The organism is Pseudomonas sp. Pse79 (assembly GCF_024519615.1).
In the GTDB taxonomy this organism is placed as follows: domain Bacteria; phylum Pseudomonadota; class Gammaproteobacteria; order Pseudomonadales; family Pseudomonadaceae; genus Aquipseudomonas; species Aquipseudomonas veronii.
In genome coordinates this window covers 192,020-210,435 of the sequence record NZ_JALJRR010000005.1, presented here as the reverse complement: position 1 = coordinate 210,435, position 18,416 = coordinate 192,020, and the positions used below count along the sequence as shown (strand labels likewise).

Sequence of the window (18,416 nt, the reverse complement as noted above, 5' to 3'; positions counted from 1 at the left end):
TCGTATGGCCCAGCCCATGAACATGGATGACGTGCTGCAGACTTTCATTGCCGAGAGTCGCGAGCTCCTGCTGCAAATGGAAGACGCACTGCTGCAGATCGAGAGGTCGCCGCAGGACCTCGACACCATCAACGGCTTGTTCCGCGTGGCCCACACCATCAAAGGCTCGGCCGGCTTGTTTGGCTTGATGCCCATCGTTGAGTTCACCCATGTCGCCGAAAGCGTCCTGGACCGGGTCCGCAGCCTGGAAGTGCGCGTCGACGAGGCATTGAGTGCGTTGTTTCTCGATGCCCGTGACCATATCGGCCAGTTGATCGACCTGCTGGCCGAGGATGGCAACCTTGACCGATTGGACGAACCGCTGCGGGTCCAGGGCCAATGCCTGGGCGAGCGGCTCGCGCAGTACCTGGAAGGCTCGGTGCCGAGCGCTTCGCCCGCTCCAGCCACGTTGCCGGCGGACGAGCCGGGCGCAAGTCCCGGCCACTGGCACTTGTCCCTGCGCTTTGGTCCGGATGTATTGCGCAACGGCATGGACCCGCTGGCGTTCCTGCGTTACCTGAGCACGTTGGGGCAGTTGCTGCATACCGTCACACTGTGCGAGGGGTTGCCGCCGTTTGCGTCGATGGACCCGGAAACCAACTACCTGGGCTTTGAACTCGCGCTGCTCAGCGATGCCTCGCGGGAGGTCATCGACGGGGCCTTTGATTTTGTGCGCGATGACGCGCTCGTCCAGATCCTTGCACCGCAAGCCTCTGTCCAAGCCTGTCGCGCGCATCTCGACGGATTGCCGGAAGACAATGCCGTGCTGCTTGAGCTGCTGGTGCGTTGCGGCACATTGACGGAGTCCCAGGCCCTGCTCGTCACCCACGAGGGTGAGCAAGCTCCGGTCGAGATGCGCGGCGAGCTGGACGCACCACCCGATTCAGTCGCGCCGTTGATCAAGGCCGGCAAGGGCGCGGCGAGCAACGAAGGCAACCTGATCCGCGTCGATGCCGCCAAGCTGGACCAACTGATCAACCTGGTTGGCGAGCTGATCATCGCCGGCGCCGGAGCCAACCTGGTGGCAGTGCGTAGCGGAATTGGCGAGATGATCGAAGCCACCAGCCTGTTATCGCGCTTGGTGGAAGAGGTGCGTGACTCGGCACTGACCCTGCGCATGGTGCAGATCGGCGCGACATTCACGCGCTTCCAGCGGGTGGTGCGCGACGTCTCCAAGGAACTGGGCAAGGACATCGTGCTGCAGATCGGCGGTGGCGAGACCGAGTTGGACAAGACCGTCGTCGAACGTATCGGCGACCCGTTGACGCACTTGGTGCGCAACGCGATGGACCATGGCATCGAGGCCGTGTCGACGCGCCTTCAACGGGGCAAGCCGGCCCAGGGCACGGTACGCCTGAATGCCTACCACGAGTCCGGCAGTATCGTGATCGAAGTGTCGGACGACGGCGGTGGCCTGGCCAAGGACAAAATCCTGGCCAAGGCCCGCGAGCGTGGCCTGGTGGGGGACGGCCAGCTACCGGCGGATAAAGACATCCTGAACTTGATTTTCGAGCCGGGCTTCTCCACCGCCGACCAGGTCAGCAACCTGTCCGGCCGCGGGGTGGGCATGGATGTGGTCAAGCGCAATATCACCGCGTTGCGCGGCAGCGTGAGCCTCGAGAGCGAAGAAGGGCAGGGCACAACGGTACGGATTCGTCTGCCGCTGACCCTGGCCATCATCGACGGCTTTCTGATCGGGGTGGGCAAGGCCTCTTATGTCATCCCGCTGAACATGGTGGAGGAGTGCATCGAACTGGCGCCTGGACAGGGCGCAGACACCGGCTACCTGGACCTGCGTGGAGATGTGCTGCCGATCCTGCGCCTGCGGGACATGTTCGATGTGCAAGAACCCCGGGGCAGTCGAGAAAACGTGGTCGTCGTGCAATACGCCGGCCTGCGTGCTGGCTTGGTGGTCGATCGCTTGCAGGGGGAGTTTCAAACCGTGATCAAGCCATTGGGCAAAGTGTTTGGTGAGGCCCATGGGCTCGGCGGGTTCACCATCCTTGGCAGTGGAGCCGTCGCCCTGATTCTGGATATACCCAATTTGTTAGGACACGTTGCCAAGGACGCCACCCACCGTTCGATCCCAAGTCCGTTATCGACTTAATGAGCGTCATCAGGAGTTCCTCGCCATGACCGTTATCAGAAATATCATGCTGTTGGTTTTCACCGCAGCGCTCGGCGTTGTCGTGTTGGGTGGTACCAGCCTTTACCTGGCCGGTGAAATCAATACGAGCGCCAGTTATGCCAACACCAATACCGTGCCCAGCTTGCTGGAAATCGACCGTGCGGCGGCTGCGTTCACCGACCTTCACACCCTGGAATGGCAACGTCTGAACGATTCCGAAAAAAACTTCGTGTCCAGCTATGCACAGAACGTGGCACAGAACTTCAGCGCGATTGGCAAAGCCCTGGATCACTATGAGGCCGCATTGGTCTCCGACGACCATGACGCAGCACTGTTGAAGCAGTTACGTGGCCGCTTGGGTGAATTCGCGACCCTGCAGGCGCATTTCGACAAGTTCATCGACGACGGTGATCAAGCCTCGGCCCGCGCATTGATCGAGGCGAGCCAGCCATTGCAGAGCGCGGTGCTGACGACGATCGGTGAGCTGCGCGAATACAACCTGGAACTGGGGCGCAAGGGCCAATTGGTTGCCACCGCCACTGAGAAGAATGCCCGCTCCCTCATCCTGCTGGTCAGCGCGCTGACATTTTTAGCCACCGCGTTGGTGGGCGCACTTCTGGGACGCAACCTGATGCGCCAACTCGGCGGCGAACCGGTGGCCGTGCGCGCTTTCGCCGCTCGCTTGTCAGCGGGGGAGCTGGATGCCAAAGCCACGCTCAAGCCCGGTGACACCACGAGCTTGATGGCGTCCATGCAACAACTGGGCGCGAGCCTGCATGGGCTGGTCGCGGAGATAAACCGCATGTCCAGTGAACACGACAAGGGCGACATCGATGCACAGATCGATGCTGGCCGCTTTCACGGCAGTTACCGCTCCATGGCCCAGGGCATCAACGAGATGGTCAACGGCCATATCAGCGTGAAGAAAAAAGCCATGGCCTGTATCCGCGCCTTTGGTGAAGGTGATCTGTCGGCGTCGCTGGAAAAATTCCCGGGCAAAAAAGCCTTTATCAATGAAAACATCGAGCTGCTGCGCAGCAATGTGCTGGCGTTGATCCATGAGATGCAGCACATGTCCAGCGAGCATGAAAAAGGCGACATTGACGTCATGATCGACGTCGATCGCTTCTCGGGTTCGTACCGCGATATCGGTCAGGGCATCAATCAGATGGTCAGTGGCCATATCAGCGTGAAGAAAAAAGCCATGGCCTGTATCCGCGCGTTCGGCGAAGGCAATCTGTCGGCACCGCTTGAGCAATTTCCCGGCAAAAAAGCCTTTATCAACGAGAACATCGAGCAACTGCGGGCCAATATCCTGGCGCTCGTCGAAGACACCAGCCAGATCAGCGACAGCGCGCTGATCGGCAAACTCGATACCCGGCCTGACGCCGCTCGGCATCAAGGTGATTTCCGCCGCATCATCCTGGGGATCAACGGTTCGCTGGATGCGATCATCGTGCCGATTACTGAAGCCATGGATGTCTTGTCGGCGATGTCCAATGGCGACCTGACCCGGACCATCAACGGCGACTATCAAGGCAAGTTCCTGGAACTGAAAAACTCGGTCAACGGTACCGTGGAAAAACTCTCGGAAATCATCGGCGAAGTGCGCGGCTCAGCCGATTCGCTGTCCAGTGCTTCCGAGGAGATCTCCGCCACTGCGCAAAGCATGGCGCAGTCGGCGTCCGAACAGGCCGCGTCGGTGGAGCAGACCTCGGCATCGATGGAGCAGATGTCGGCGTCCATTGCTCAAAATACCGAAAATGCCAAGGTGACCGACGGCATGGCGGGTAAAGCCAACAAGGAAGCCTCGGAAGGCGGTCGCGCCGTGAAGGACACGGTGGCGGCGATGAAGACCATCGCTGAGAAAATCGGCATCGTCGACTCCATCGCTTACCAGACCAACCTGTTGGCGCTCAACGCGGCGATCGAAGCGGCGCGTGCCGGCGAGCACGGCAAAGGCTTCGCGGTGGTGGCGGCCGAAGTGCGCAAACTGGCCGAGCGCAGCCAGATCGCGGCGCAGGAAATCAGTGAAGTGGCCAAGAACAGCGTGGCCTTGGCGGAACGGGCGGGCAACCTGCTTGACGAGATTGTGCCCTCGATCGCCAAGACCTCTGACCTGGTGCAGGAAATCGCGGCCGCCTCGGAAGAACAATCCATCGGCTCTGAGCAAATCAACAGCGCGATGTCGCAGATGAGCCAACTGACCCAGCAAAACGCTTCGGCCTCCGAAGAGCTGGCGGCGACGGCCGAGGAAATGAGCGGCCAGGCCGAGCAGTTGCAGGAACTCATGGGCTTTTTCAGCGTACAGAGCAAGCGCGCCGGGCGGACCGCCTCGATGCCCGTGATCAATCGCGCGGCATCCACGTTCGACCAGGATAGCCGTGCGGTGGAGAGCGGTTTCGTCCGCTTCGGGAGCTGACCCATGAGCGCCACAGCCGTTATGCCGAGCACTTTGGAGTCAGCGCCGCAGGTCGATGAGCCCTTGCAGTACCTGACCTTCTTGGCTGACCAGCAGATGTATGCGGTCAATACACTGAACGTTCGCGAAATCATCGAATACAACCAGGTGACCACGGTGCCGATGATGCCGACATTCCTGCGCGGGGTGATCAACCTGCGCGGTTCAGTGGTGCCGTTAGTGGACCTCAAGGCGCGGTTTGGCAAGGGTGTGACGGTGCTGGGCAGCCGAACGTGCATCGTCATTCTTGAAGCGGCGAAGGAGGGCGAGTCCCAGGTGCTGGGGGTGGTGGTGGACTCGGTCAGCGAAGTGATCGAGATCCTCGATATCGATATCAAGCCCGCGCCGGCCTTTGGTAACCCGATCCGTACCGACTTCATCCGGGGGATGACCAAGGTGCGAGGTGCGTTTGTCACGCTGCTGCAAATCGAGCAGGTGTTGTGTGTCGATGAGATGGCCGGCTTGATGCGAGCTTGACGTATACGACCGCGCCTCCCGGCGCGGCCGCAAAGTAATCGATGCGAGGTGAGTCATGGCGTTATCCATCGCAAGTCCAGGTAAAGCCACGGTCTCGAGCCCTAGCCAATACCTCACCTTCGAGTTGGGGGATGAGATGTTCGCCGTCGGCACGCTCAACGTGCGAGAGATCATCGAATACGGACCGATCACCAGCGTGCCGTTGTTACCGCCCAGCATCCGCGGCGTGATCAATCTGCGCGGCGCGGCGGTTCCGGTGCTGGACCTGGGCGTGCGCTTTCGCGGCGAGCGCACGGTGCAGACCTCGAGGACCTGCTTTGTGATCCTTGAGGTACAGGCCAATGCCGGGGGCAAGCCGGTGGGCATCATTGTGGATGCGGTCAGCGAGGTCCTTGAAATCGCCGATCAGGATATCGAACCGTCCTTGAATTTCGGGACCGATGTCAGAGCGGACTTCCTGTTGGGCATCGGCAAATTGGAGAGCGGTTTTGTGTTGTTGCTGGATATCGGTCGTGTGTTGTCCCTGGAACAGGTCGATGTGCTGGCAACCCTTGATCCCTTGCTGCCTTCAACTGCCTGATTGTTTTTTGGGAGTGTCCTCATGAACGTGATTCTCTCCGATGCGGAGTTCCTGCAGTTTCGCACTCTCATTCATCAAATCGCCGGCATCAGCCTGTCGGATGCCAAAAAACAGTTGGTGAGCGCTCGGCTCGCCAAGCGCCTGCAAGTGTTCAAGCTCAATACCTACGGCGCGTACTACAAAGTGCTGATGAAGGACGCGACGGAACTACAAGTGGCGGTCGATATGCTGACCACCAACGAAACCTACTTCTTCCGCGAGCCCAAGCATTTTGATTTCCTGCGCGATGTCGCACTGCCCGAACTGCGTGGCAGCGGGCCTTTGCGTGTATGGAGCGGCGCCTGCTCGAGCGGTGAAGAGCCCTACACCCTGGCCATGGTCCTGGCGGACAGCCTCGGCGGCCGGCCCTGGGAAATCGTCGCATCGGATATCAGCAGCCGGGTACTGGAAACGGCCCGCCAGGGGCGCTACCCCCTCGAAGGCACGCGCGGCATTCCCCAAGCGTTGCTCAACAAATATTGCCTCAAGGGCGTCGGCGCCAACCACGGTTGCTTCATGGTCGAACCGGCGCTGGCGTCGAGGATCGATTTCCAGGCCATCAACTTGAACAATCCGTTGCCGAAGCTGGGAATGTTTGACGTGATCTTCCTGCGCAACGTGATGATCTATTTTGACAGCGAGACCAAAGTGCAAGTGGTCAAGCGCCTGGTCAGCCACCTCAAGCCCGGCGGCTATTTCCTGGTCAGCCATTCGGAAAGTCTCAATGGCGTGACCGATGAACTGCGACTGGTCAAGCCTTCGATCTATCGGAGGCCGCATGCCTGACACCCCACCGTCCCGCGAGGTGTACCTGAATCCCGGCGAGTGGTTTTTCGGTTCAGGCGCTATTCGGCTGCGCACCGTGCTGGGCTCATGCGTTGCATTGGTGGTCTGGCATCCGCGGCGCTTGTTGGGCGGCATGTGCCACTACCTGTTGCCCCGGCGCGCAGTGAAGAGATCGGCTGCACTGGATGGTCGCTACGGCGATGAGGCGCTCCAATTGCTGCTCGGCCGAATGCACGCGATCAAGGTGCCGCCGACGGAGTTCAGAATCAGCGTGTATGGCGGCGGGGACATGTTTCCGGGGCTGGCGCGTTCGGACAATCACTACGTTGGCCAGCGCAATGTCGAGCAAGCCAGGCACCTGCTCGATTCGCATCAGTTGCGGTGTCACAACTTTCATGTGGAAGGCGTGGGTTATCGAACCGTGGTGTTCGATCTGGCCAATGGCAACATCGAACTCAACTACCTGGCCCTGCATTGGCCACTCAGCAGCCCTCATGGAGAGCGTGCGATATGAGCCTTATCAAAGTACTGATCATTGACGACTCCGCGGTGGTTCGCCAAGTGCTGACGGCGACCCTTGGGCAAGACCCGGCCATTGAAGTGATCGGCGCGGCGGCGGACCCGGTGTTCGCCATGGACAAGATGAACAAGCAATGGCCGGACGTCATCGTGTTGGACGTCGAGATGCCGCGGATGGATGGCATTACGTTCCTCAAGAAACTGATGGCCGAACATCCGACGCCAGTGGTCATCTGTTCCACGCTGACCGAGAAGGGCGCGGCCACCACCATGCAAGCGCTGGCCGCCGGTGCGGTGAGTATCGTGACCAAGCCGCAACTCAATTTGCGTCAGTTCCTGACCGACAGTTCCGATGAATTGGCCGGTGCCGTCAAGGCCGCAGCCCGTGCCAACATGAAACGCATGGTGCCGTCCAGCGAGCGAGCCCCGGTCAAGCTGACTGCCGACGTCATACTGCCGGCGAGCACGCATGCCATGGCGCGCACCACCGAAAACATCGTCGCCATTGGTACGTCCACCGGCGGCACGCAAGCCCTGGAACTGGTGCTGACCGCCTTGCCCAGGGTGTGCCCGGGAATCGTGATCGTGCAGCACATGCCGGAGCACTTCACCGCGGCATTTGCCGAGCGGCTCAACCGCCTGTGCGAGATCGAAGTCAGGGAGGCGAAAAATGGCGACCGCGTCATTCCCGGTTGTGCGTTGATTGCTCCCGGCGGCAGGCACATGTTGCTCAAGCGCAGCGGTGCCCAATACCTGGTTGAAATCGTTGACGGGCCCCCTGTCAGCCGGCACCGCCCTTCGGTGGACGTGCTGTTTCGTTCGGTCGCCCGCAGCGCAGGCGGCAACGCGCTGGGCATCATCATGACGGGCATGGGGGACGATGGCGCTCGCGGGTTGAAGGAGATGCACGACAACGGCGCGCTGACGCTGGGCCAGAATGAAGAGTCGTGCGTGGTGTACGGCATGCCTAAGGAGGCCTTCAAGCTCGGTGCGGTGGAGCGCGAGTTGCCGCTCGAACAAATTCCAGCCGCGATTCTGCAGTCCATGCACCTGCGCCGCTGACGGTTGATGCTGGTGAACCGAGGTTTTTTGCGCGCCTGGGTCGGGTTGGGCGGCGAGGGGGCTGGCTGCGCCGAAACGGCTCGGGAAGGTGATGAGTTCCGTATCTCAGCAGATGCTCTTCCTACCTGGGCGCTGGAAACTTTCAGCGCGATCAGGAACCGACTCCCACAGTTCTGCCACACAGGATAAGCCTGCTTCCGCTGGTTTGCTTGACGATTTATCGATCGTCGGGGCGCCTGGAGCGCTGAGGCAAGGCGTCTGATCAAACCGAACTGGAGAACTAAATGTCGGCATCAGTATTCATGCAGTCTGTCGCTCACTCCTCTGATGACAAGTCTTTCAGAGACCCCATGTCCATTGCCGAGCGGTCTATGAGCTCATCGGCCAGCCAGAGCCTGTTCTGGGATTCGTATCACTTCGGCTCAGCATTCGGCAGCACGTCGTCGCGCCCGTACTTCGGCCACGGTCATTATCACTCGGGGCCGCCGCAACGTCCGCTGCCCGATAATGTGCGCCCGAACCCCGGCCCGCCGCCGCGCCCAACCCCCGAACGGCCGGACCCGCATTACTCCAAGCAAAGCAATCAGCAACTGGCCCAGGCGCTGCTGAGCAATTACGGCGCGTTCAGGGAAGGGCATTTTTCGCGGCAAGTCACCCTCGAAAGCCTGAAAAAAATGGCCGAGCGACCGTTGACCGGCAACCCGCAGATGGACGCCAATATCCGCCTGGCGAAGGAACTGCTGCGGCGTCCCGAGCTGGTACGCGCGCTCGATCGAAACATGAGCACCGGTGCTTCGGATGGCCGCTTGTCCAGGGACGACATTATGAGCGTCATCGGTTCCGATAACCCCTTTAAACTCAAAGACGACAAACAGCTGATCAAGGAAATGCTCGGCCATTTCCAACAGTTGAAGGGCAACGGTCGGGGCGACAGCATCAAGCTCGACAAGCTCAAAGAGTTTGCGGCGCAAGCGTTGACGGGCAACCCCTTCACTGACCATCTCATCCAATTGACCAAGGAAGTCATGGCCCGTTCGATTCTGCAGGGGCGGATGGACAATGTTGACGAGTGGCAGCGCGACGGCAAGATTTCGCGACGCGAACTGCTGAAACTGCTGCGTTAACTCGGGCACAGCCGAATGCCGCGTCACTCGCGGCATAGGTTGGTAAGCGTAGTGAGCAGGAAGCACCACTTCAGTCAGGGAGGAAGGGGTTTACCACGAAGAGATTGCCATCGGCCGTTGAATGGCTGCCGGTGTCTTCACCTACCGAATCAGGTCTGGACTATGAATTCGACATCCTTTGAATCTCAGCCCTCCCAGTACACGGTTGCGAGCCTGGCGATGCCTGCACGGGAAGCAGGCCTCCCAAGCACATCCCGTTCGCAGGCACTCAACCTCATGTCTTCGCCGAAGTTCAGCTTCAGGGCGCCCACCGCCGAAGACTTCGATAAAGGTTCTCGAACATTCACGGAGGAACCGTTGTCCAGCCCTGTGTTTTCCACGCTCGCCGGGTTATGGCACAAGTTGTCTTGCCGTCTGGCCAATGACACCGAGCGGCATCTGGGCTAACCACTGAACCGTTCTGCCAGGCACAGCGCTGCGGACGGGAAACGATAAGGCAGGGAAGAAACGATCAGGCGTACATGAGCTACTTGAAGGATTCAGGCCGCTCATGTCCTTTGCTCATACCTGCAGTATTTTGCCGCTGACCGCCACCGCTGCGAGCAATCCCCCGATCAACAGGAAGGCAGTCGCCAGGCTGCTGCCATGGGCAATGAAACCGATCACCGCGGGCCCCGCGAGAATACCGGCATAGCCGAGGGTGGTGATGGCCGGCACGGCGATGTGTTCCGGCATGACGGTCTGCTTGCCGACAGCGGTGTAGAGCACCGGGACGATATTTGAACATCCGGCGCCGACCAGCGCATAGCCCAGCAGGGACATGGCCCAGGCCGGTGACAGGGTCGCGAGGAAGATCCCGGCCGCCGCCAGCGCCCCGCCGGTGACGATCACCCGGGCAGCCCCCAGTCGACGGACAATCCGGTCGCCGGTCAGGCGCCCGGCGGTCATGGTCAGGGCAAAGGCCGCATAACCCAGGCCGGCGTAGGCTTCATCCAGGCCGCGTTCGGCGCTGAGGAACACCGCGCTCCAGTCGAGCACGGCGCCTTCGGCCAAAAACACGATGAAACACAAGCCGCCGATAAACAGCACCACGCCGTGGGGAATGGCAAACGGCGGCCCGACGCTTTCACTGCCGTAGGGCAACCAGTGGGGGGCGGCCTTGAACAGCGCCAGCGCCATGATGACGATCACCACCAGGGTCGCCTGCAGCGGCGAAAACCCCAGCCCCAGCAACCCGGAGACCCCCGCTGCGCCGACGATGCCGCCCAGGCTGAACAACCCATGGAAGCCCGACATCATGGTTTTGCCGCTGGCGCGCTCGACGATCACCGCTTGCAGGTTGACCGTGGAGTCGACCGTACCCAGGCCCGCACCGAACAGGAACAGACCGGCCATCAGCAACGGGATCGAACTGACCGTGGCGAGCATGGGCAACGCCAGGCAGATCAGGACCGTCCCGGCGCTCAGTACGCGCCGGCAACCATAGCGCGAGGCCAGTGCGCCGGCCACCGGCATGGCGATGATCGAGCCGCCCCCCAGGCACAGCAGCAACAGGCCCAGGGTGCCCTCGTTGAGTTCGACGCGGGCCTTGGCATACGGCACCAACGGCGCCCAGGCGGCGATGCCGAAGCCGGCGATGAAGAAGGCGATGCGCGTCGACATTTGCTCCAGCCGCCCGGGAACCACGGGCGCTGGGGTGGGGATGGCAGTCATGGAGAATCCTTGGTTTTGCGTTCAACGAACGATGTCCGGCGCGACATCCTTACACATCAAGCCTGATCGAGCGAGCCAGGTTCACGCGGCGTTCGCGCTGGCGCCGGGTTTTATTTTCGCCAGCACGGAACGCTCTGGACACTGGCTGCCACCTAGAGGACATCGACGTGTAGGAGGTGGTCTGGAAGGTGCGTAATCCCCGTGAGAATTGCTGAACCCCAGGCTTCCTGCGGCGGATGACGCACCTTCCAGACCACTTCCCACGCGCCGACCGTTCTGTAATACGCTGCTGCTTCTGTGTGCAGACGATTGGACGGACGAAGCGATGAAGGACTTTCAGTCAGGCGACCCCATGACCCGGTTCTACGATGCCCGCGGCAATATCTATGGGGTGGTCAGCCCGGCCTGTTTGCGTCGCCACGGGGTCGAGGTGCCCGACACTGCGGCCCTCGCGGCGAGCCGGCGCGACGCTTGGGCACTGCCGGCCATTGCCGCCGAATGTGGCTGGGGGCCTTCGCCGCGTCCGGCTGGCGCCAAGGCGCACCGTTGTGATGGGTTGTTGGTCGGGCCGTTCCAGGCGGCGCCGCCGTTCGACCTGTTGATCGTCAACACTGACGGCTCCCTTGCGGAGCGCAGTGGCAATGGCCTGACCATCTTCGCCCAGGCGCTGAGCGATCAGGGCTTGATGACGCAGGGCTGCGAGCTGCGGGTGCATCACGATAAACAGGATGCGAAGTCGCCGCTGGCCACCTATGTCGAACCGGCACTGCACGAGCAGGTGCGTGGGTTCTGGCTGGCGTTGGGGCAGCCGGCGTTCGGCCCGCTGGCGGTCGGCGCGGACCTGCCTGGCGCCGAAGAGGGGGCGTTCAGCCATGTGCCCGCGCTGGCGGCGATCAACCCGGCATGGACGCGCAGCCAGTTTGTGCGGGTGGGCAACCCCCATTGCGTGACGTTGGTGCACCAGGCCGCTGCGCTGCCGGACAATCTGCCGATGCACCAGAGCGTACTGTTCGAGCCCTTGCAGGCGATTGCATTTGCGCCACCTGCCGGGCGTGGCCAGCCCTGTGTGGCCGGGGTCAACTTGCAATGGGCTGCCCAGGCGTCCGGCAATCGAGTGCTTGCGCGGGTGTTCGAGCGGGGAGAGGGGCCGACGGCGTCCTCCGGGACCAGCGCCTGTGCCGTGGCGTGCGCCGCGTGGCGCGCCGGTTGGGTCGCGGGCGGGGAGGTCGCGGTGGTGATGCCGGGCGGTACGGTGCCGGTTCGGTTGCAGATTCAGGATGCGACAGTGCTGAGCGTCAGCCTGTTCGGGGCTGCGCGGCCGCAGCTCAATGCGGGGCCGCGCGGCTGATCGCGTCGAGTCGTATCAGCGGCTGTCCATCGAACCCCGCGTGCTACAAAAACGTCACCTGCGCCGGCTGGCGCTTCATCAACACGTTGCCGTTGCGGATCGAGTACAGCGCCAGGCCCTGGCTGCGAATCACCTCGTAGTCGCTGTCGGCCGAGAGGATCAACAGGTTGGCCGGCCGGCCGGGTTCCAGCCCATAGCGATCGCCGAGGGCCATGGCCTTGGCGCTGTTGTCCGTGACCAGGTCCAGGGCGTTTTGCAGGTTGCGGTAGCCGAGCATGTGGCAGATGTGCAACCCGGCTTCGAGCACCCGCAGGATGTTGCCGTTGCCCAGGGGGTACCAGGGATCGACGATGGAGTCCTGGCCGAAGCACACGTTCATGCCGGCTTCCAGCAGTTCGTTGACGCGGGTGACGCCGCGCCGTTTCGGGAAACTGTCGAAGCGCCCTTGCAGGTGAATGCTTTCGGTGGGGCAGGAGACGAAGCTGATACCGGAATGCCCGAGCAGGCGGAACAGTTTGGCGCAGTAGGCGTTGTCGTAGGAACCCATGGCCGTGGTGTGGCTGGCGGTGACGCGGGCGCCCATGTCGCGGCTGCGCGCTTCTTCGGCGAGCACTTCGAGGAAACGCGAGTGCGGGTCGTCGGTTTCGTCGCAATGCACGTCGACCAGGCAGCCGCTGCGTTCGGCCAGGTCCATCAGGAACTTCACCGAACTCACGCCCTGGTCGCGGGTGTATTCAAAGTGGGGGATGCCGCCGATCACGTCGGCGCCCAGGCGGACGGCTTCTTCCATCAGCTCGCGGCCGTTGCGGTACGACTCGATGCCCTCCTGGGGAAAGGCGACGATTTGCAGGTCGATCAGGTGCGCAGTGTCCTCGCGCACTTCGAGCATGGCTTTGAGCGCGGTGAGGTCCGGGTCGGTGACGTCGACGTGGGTACGCACATGCTGGATACCGTGGGCGGCGAGGGCCTGGATGGTTTTCCTGGCGCGGGCCTTGGTGTCTTCGTGGGTGATGGTGGCTTTGCGTTCGCCCCAGCACTCGATCCCTTCGAACAGGGTGCCGCTCATGTTCCAGCGCGGCTCGCCGGCGGTGAGGGTGGCGTCGAGGTGGATGTGCGGTTCGACGAAGGGCGGTATCACCAGGTTGCCGGCCGCGTCGAGGTCGTCGGGCCCCGCCGTGGGGGCTGTGGTTTGCGGCGTGATGCTGGCGATCCGGCCGTGTTCCAGGTGCAGATCATGCAGGCCTTCACGGTTGCGCAGGCGGGCGTTGATGATGTGCATGGGCAAGTTCCTCTTGGCTAAAAACAATCAGGCAGACAGCCGCCAGATCATCAGCGCGATGCCGATGTCCAGGCGGTCATACGAATTATCCAGCCTCAGCCCGCACAGGGCTTCGATGCGCTGGACGCGGTGCGTCAGGGTATTGCGGTGGACGGCCAGGCGCTGCGCGGCGGCCACCAGGTTACCATTCTCGTGGAACCAGGCTTCGAGGGTCGGCAGCAGGCTTGGGCCATGGTGCAGGTCGTGGCGCAGCAACGGGCCCAGGCGGTCATTGAGAAACTGGTCGAGCAGCGCACGATCGCGCACGCCGCTGAGCAGCTTCAATACGCCGAGTTCGTCATACACGCAGAGCCCGGCGCGTTCGCTGAAGCGCCGCGCAGCGGCCAACGCCTGGCGCGCTTCATCCTGCGCCTGGGCCAGGCGCGCCGGCGGGTGGGCGGCGGCGCTCAGGCCGATGAACAGTTTCAGCGGCGCCAGGCGCAGGTTCAGCGGCTTCAACCAATTGGCCAGTTGCTCCCGGTTAGCCAGCGCTGCGACGGCATCGGCGGCCGGCAGCAGCAACGTCCATTGGCCGGCGCGCCCGAGTACCGGCACCGCGGCCGACAACTGCCGCAGGCGCCGGGTAATGCTGTCGTGTTGCCGCGCCAACTGCGCTTCCATCTGCGCGGCCTCACCCTGGGCAAATAACGCGTCGCTGCCCTCCAACTGCAACTGCACGATTTGCCAATGGCCGGCCAGGGGCATGCCCAACTGGGCGGCGCGGTGCAGCAGCAGATCCAACGATTGATAGTCACCGGCCAGCAACCGCTCCAGCACATCGTGCCGCGAGCGGCCCAATTGTTCGGACTGGATCAACGCCGAACCGATCGCCTGGGTCACCAGCACCATTTTCAGTGAGTAAGGCTGTTCGATCAGCGGCATGTCGGCGGCTTCGGCGGCGTCCAGCAAGCGTTGGGGAATCGCCTGGATATAGGCCGGCCCGGTGAGAATCACCAACCCGGCCACCTGACGCAGGCAGGCTTCCTCCAGCAGTTGCAGCAAATTCGCTTCGTCTCGTGGGTGATTGATACCGGTGACGAACACCAGTTCGCCACCCAGCACCCACTCGGCGATGCCGCTGTTCTCTGCGACATACGGCCAGCGCACGGCATTCTCCAGGCCCGCCGCCCCGGCGCGCAGGCACAGGGAATCCAGCCCCGGCAGGGCGAGCACATCGGCGATGGTCAGGCTCATGCCTGTGCGTCAGCCAACGGTGCCCGCACGCGCAGTACGGCGCTGAGTAGCATGTAGGTCAGCGACGCGGCCACGATCCCCACCAACGGCGCCACCCAGGGCGAATTGAACGCCAGTACGGTGCCCACGGCGTAGGCGGTCAGCCCCGGCCAGTTGAACGCCGGCAGGCGCGCATCGGCCAGGCGCGGATAGCGGCCGCGGTAGCGATAGAAAAAGTCCGCCATGATCACCCCGCCAATCGGTGGAATCACCGTGCCCAGCAGGATCAGGTACGGCACCAGCATGTCGTACATGCCGAGCAGCGCCAGCAGCGTGCCGATCACCGCACCTGCCAGGGTCACCGTCTTGCGGCGGCGGGTGCGCAGCAGGTTGCAACCGGCCACGGCGAAGTTGTAGATGGTGTTGTCCTGGGTGCTCCAGATATTGAGCAGCAACATCGCCATCGCGGCCGTGGCAAAGCCTTGCAGCAGCAACACCTCCACCACGTCGGGCTGTTGATAGACGATGGCGCCATAAGCCCCGATCAGCACCATCAAGCCATTGCCGACAAAAAAACCGATCAGGCTGGCGAGCACCGCGACCTTGGCCGAGCGCGAAAAGCGCGTCCAGTTGGTGGCCTGGGTCGCGCCGCTGACAAAGGTGCCGAACACCAGGGTGATCGCCGTCGACAAGTCCAGTTCCGACGTCGGCACCACCGCCAGCAAGCCTTGCAGCCCGCCGACTTTCACCGTGGCGACCCACATCGACAGGCACAACAGAATGCCCATGGCCGGCACCGCGATGTAGGACAGAATCTCCAACCCGCGATAGCCCACGTAGGCCGTGGCGCAGAACAGCAGGCCAAACAGCACCATCAGCACCAGCACGCTGCCCTGGCTCAGCCCGAAATATTTGCCCAGCACCACGGCGGCGGTGGCGGTGCCCCAGGCGTACCAGCCGATCTGGGTGAAACCGAGGATCAAATCACTGAGCTTGCTGCCGACTTCGCCAAAACAGAAGCGCCCCATCAGCACCGAGTTCAGGCCGCTCTTGAACGCGATGTAACCCAAGCCTGCGGCATAAATGCCCAACAGCAGGTTACCCAAGGCCACGACGCCGAGCATGTCGACGAAACTGAACGCCACGCCCAGCTTGCCGCCGGCAAACATGGTCGCGGTGAAAAAGGTGAAGCCCAGCAGCACCATGGCGGTGGACGCCAGGCCCTTGCGTGCGTGCATCGGGACTTCGCTGAGGGGGTAATCGTTGCCCGGTTCTTGCTGCGTCATGTGCCTTGCTCCCTGAATGAGTGACGCAGGCCTATTGCACCGCGCGTGCCAATTGAGCAGCAGTGACGGGCGCACGGTGGGTGTTGTGCAGTATGCACAGGATTTATCGCCAGACAGGCGCGGAACGCGGGCGGGAGTGGTCGCGGTGCCCAATCGGGCACGAAAGCGGTGCAGCGGTGATACAAATTGGATCAGTCGAACAGCGTCAGCGTGGTTTCGCCGCGATGAAACGCAAAGGCCGCCTCGAGATCGCTTTCGATGGTGCGCCCACGGGACAGCGGCGGCAGGTCGTCGAGGGCGAAAAAGCCCACCTCGGTGGTTTCGAACCCGGCCGTCGGCGCCAGTTGGTCGACCCGTTCACACAGGAAATACAGCTTGTAGAAGTCCCGCACATCCGGGCGATACAAGCCCTTGGCCTTGTGCGTGACGCTGTAGAGCGCCCGCGCCGTCACGGTCAGCCCGGCTTCCTCGCGGATCTCCTTGACGATGTTTTCTGCGGCCGACAGACCGATATCGGCATAGCCCCCCGGCAGCGCCCAGCAACCATCGGTCGCCTCGCGCACCAGCAGAATGCGCTCGCCGTCGATCACCGCGCCGCGTACATCGATCATCGGCGTCGAATAGCGCTGGGCGAAATCCGGGACCAGCCCGCTGATGCGCTCCAGCGGCACATTGCCCAATTGCGCGAGCATGCTGTGGGCGATCTCGGCAATTTCTTCCAGGCGCTCGCGTTCGAAGTCGTCGGTGCAAAAGTGCAGCCCCGTGGAAGCCAATGCCTGCAAGCGTTTGGCCTGGGCCAGCCAGGTGTTTTCCATGGGGCGCTCCCGCAGGGCGTTGACGTGAGGGTTACTCGCCGCGATAGATGCAGCCGCTGGTGCAGGTTTCATGGATGCGAATCGCGCTGAGTTCGGGCAGCAGGGGTTTCAATTCGGTCCAAATCCACTTGGCCAGTACTTCGCTGGTGGGGTTTTCCAGGCCGGGGATGTCGTTCAGGTAGTTGTGGTCGAGGCGTTCATAGAGCGGCTTGAAAATCGCCTTGATCTCCGAGAAGTCGCGAATCCAGCCGGTATGGGGGTCCAGGTCGCCGCTCAGGTGGATCGCCACCTTGAACGAATGCCCATGCAGGCGCCCGCATTTGTGGCCGTCTGGCACGTGGGGCAGGCGGTGGGCGGATTCGAATGTAAATTCCTTGAAGATTTCCACAGTATTTTTCAGCTCGGTCAGGTTTCTGGCAGGCGGCGAGTTTAACAGCTACATTGCGCCTCGCGCATACCGCTGGGTCAAAGCGCCTGCAAGCGCTCGCCCAGGCCACCCTGGTCGGCCAGGTGCAGAAACTCATCGCCCAGGCGCCGGCTCTCGCTCATTGCGGTTTGCCAGTATTTGTTGCGAGTCGCGTCATCGCCCAGAAAGCGCTTGAAGTCGCTGCGGTCCGGCAGTTTGCCGTGGGGCAGGCGGGCCAGGTAGTCCTTCGACGGCGCCAGCAGCAACACGTCCTGCAAGCCTTGTTGATTGCTGCGTCGCCACGGCAGGCCCTTGTCGAACCAGCCGGGGATGACGCGGTCGGTGAAGTGCGGGTATAGCACGATGTCATCGCCGTGGTAGGGCAGGTCGAGATGGTAATCCAGCAGGCCGCCGTCGCGGTAGGTGCCGGCACCGGCGCCAGGCAGGTCGCGCACGCCTTGCATCACCAGGGGAATCGAGCCGGACGCCAGCAGCGCCTGGCGCAGGTTGCCCAGGTTCAGGTTGAGGAAGCGCGACGGAAAATCCCGCAGCGCATGCACTGGCGGCGCCTGGCGCGGGTCATGGATGATCAGCCGCTCGAAATGCCGCGACAGCCGCGCGCGGCCGCGCAGGTTGTCGGCAATCACCGACGACAGGCCCAGGCCCAGCCGCCCGCGGTGGTCATCGGCGAGCAGGCCGTGGCTCTTGACCACCATGATGTTCAGCCGATAGCCGGCGTTGTCCAGTACCCGCGCATCGCGCCCGGCCAGCAGGTCATCGAGCATGCGCCGGCAGCTCTGGCTGACCTCGGCCATGGTCACGCCTTTGGCGAAGCGTTGTTCGTTGTACAGGCGGCCGAGGTCGAGCAGGCCTTGCACCGGGTCGGGCAGGCAGGCGCTGGCAAACCGCCAGGAACCGATGGAGGCACCGATCAGCGCACGTTCGCGTGGCGCTCGGGGCAGCCACTCGCCGAACAGCGCCAGGTCCAGGCCCTGGATGCCCAAGGCCTTGGGCCCGCCTGCCGCACCGGGAAGGATACCGACATCGGCAGGCTTGAGGCCTTGCTCGCGAATGCGCGCAAAGGCGCGTTTGCCGGCCTTGAGGGTCAGGGCGGGAAACTTGATGTGGATGGCTGTCATACC

15 protein-coding genes and 2 pseudogenes are annotated in these 18,416 nt (G+C 62.6%); 10 read left to right on the top strand and 7 right to left on the bottom strand.

Features of this window, described 5'->3' with window-relative positions:
• The first annotated feature begins 4 nt into the window (after positions 1-4).
• From NR164_RS09295 to NR164_RS09255, 9 genes and pseudogenes are all read left to right on the top strand, one after another.
• Entirely contained in the window at positions 5-2,146 is a 2,142-nt protein-coding gene (locus NR164_RS09295) for a chemotaxis protein CheA (protein WP_256822659.1), read from the top strand.
• A gap of 25 nt (positions 2,147-2,171) precedes the next feature.
• Positions 2,172-3,689 (top strand): annotated as a pseudogene (locus NR164_RS09290) (MCP four helix bundle domain-containing protein); the annotation flags it as partial.
• 60 nt (positions 3,690-3,749) lie between these two features.
• A pseudogene (locus NR164_RS09285) lies at positions 3,750-4,589 on the top strand (methyl-accepting chemotaxis protein); the annotation flags it as partial.
• Between the two features lie 3 nt (positions 4,590-4,592).
• Entirely contained in the window at positions 4,593-5,105 is a 513-nt protein-coding gene (locus NR164_RS09280) for a chemotaxis protein CheW (RefSeq protein WP_227778821.1), read from the top strand.
• Between the two features lie 55 nt (positions 5,106-5,160).
• Positions 5,161-5,685, top strand: coding sequence for a chemotaxis protein CheW (locus NR164_RS09275; protein ID WP_026140027.1), 525 nt, complete (start codon positions 5,161-5,163; stop codon positions 5,683-5,685).
• Between the two features lie 21 nt (positions 5,686-5,706).
• Complete coding sequence (locus NR164_RS09270) at positions 5,707-6,510, top strand: protein-glutamate O-methyltransferase CheR (RefSeq protein ID WP_017847000.1); 804 nt, start codon at positions 5,707-5,709, stop codon at positions 6,508-6,510.
• Entirely contained in the window at positions 6,503-7,024 is a 522-nt protein-coding gene (locus tag NR164_RS09265; RefSeq protein WP_046384050.1) for a chemotaxis protein CheD, read from the top strand. Before NR164_RS09270 ends, NR164_RS09265 begins: the two co-directional genes overlap by 8 nt.
• Complete coding sequence (locus tag NR164_RS09260; protein WP_046384049.1) at positions 7,021-8,091, top strand: chemotaxis response regulator protein-glutamate methylesterase; 1,071 nt, start codon at positions 7,021-7,023, stop codon at positions 8,089-8,091. The genes NR164_RS09265 and NR164_RS09260 overlap by 4 nt, the downstream gene beginning before the upstream one ends.
• Before the next feature lie 371 nt (positions 8,092-8,462).
• Positions 8,463-9,215 (top strand): hypothetical protein, encoded by a 753-nt coding sequence (locus tag NR164_RS09255; protein WP_079443285.1) that lies wholly within the window; start codon positions 8,463-8,465, stop codon positions 9,213-9,215.
• 561 nt (positions 9,216-9,776) lie between these two features.
• Here NR164_RS09255 and NR164_RS09250 read toward each other — a convergent pair.
• Complete coding sequence (locus NR164_RS09250; protein WP_256822658.1) at positions 9,777-10,928, bottom strand: MFS transporter; 1,152 nt, start codon at positions 10,926-10,928, stop codon at positions 9,777-9,779.
• 352 nt (positions 10,929-11,280) lie between these two features.
• Between NR164_RS09250 and NR164_RS09245 the strand changes: the two genes are divergently transcribed.
• On the top strand, positions 11,281-12,276 hold the full coding sequence (locus NR164_RS09245; RefSeq protein WP_256822657.1) for a diaminopimelate epimerase: 996 nt from the start codon (positions 11,281-11,283) through the stop codon (positions 12,274-12,276).
• Positions 12,277-12,319: 43 nt separating this feature from the next.
• Here the strand turns inward: NR164_RS09245 and codA are convergent, their stop codons facing one another.
• The 6 genes from codA to NR164_RS09215 all read right to left on the bottom strand — a co-directional run bounded on the left by codA (position 12,320) and on the right by NR164_RS09215 (position 18,413).
• Positions 12,320-13,555 carry a cytosine deaminase gene (gene codA, locus NR164_RS09240; protein WP_256822656.1) on the bottom strand — a complete coding sequence of 412 codons (1,236 nt, stop codon included), beginning with the start codon at positions 13,553-13,555 and terminating at the stop codon, positions 12,320-12,322.
• 27 nt (positions 13,556-13,582) lie between these two features.
• A complete protein-coding gene (locus NR164_RS09235) occupies positions 13,583-14,788 on the bottom strand; it encodes a PucR family transcriptional regulator (RefSeq protein ID WP_046384045.1) in 1,206 nt (401 codons plus the stop codon).
• Complete coding sequence (gene codB, locus NR164_RS09230) at positions 14,785-16,053, bottom strand: cytosine permease (RefSeq protein WP_256822655.1); 1,269 nt, start codon at positions 16,051-16,053, stop codon at positions 14,785-14,787. The genes NR164_RS09235 and codB overlap by 4 nt, the downstream gene beginning before the upstream one ends.
• A 191-nt stretch (positions 16,054-16,244) precedes the next feature.
• Complete coding sequence (locus NR164_RS09225; RefSeq protein ID WP_017847009.1) at positions 16,245-16,868, bottom strand: NUDIX hydrolase; 624 nt, start codon at positions 16,866-16,868, stop codon at positions 16,245-16,247.
• 31 nt (positions 16,869-16,899) lie between these two features.
• Positions 16,900-17,256, bottom strand: a complete 357-nt coding sequence (gene queD / locus NR164_RS09220) for a 6-carboxytetrahydropterin synthase QueD (RefSeq protein ID WP_017736453.1) — start codon at positions 17,254-17,256, stop codon at positions 16,900-16,902.
• A 77-nt stretch (positions 17,257-17,333) separates the two neighbouring features.
• Complete coding sequence (locus NR164_RS09215; RefSeq protein WP_079443289.1) at positions 17,334-18,413, bottom strand: hypothetical protein; 1,080 nt, start codon at positions 18,411-18,413, stop codon at positions 17,334-17,336.
• Between the last annotated feature and the right edge of the window lie 3 nt (positions 18,414-18,416).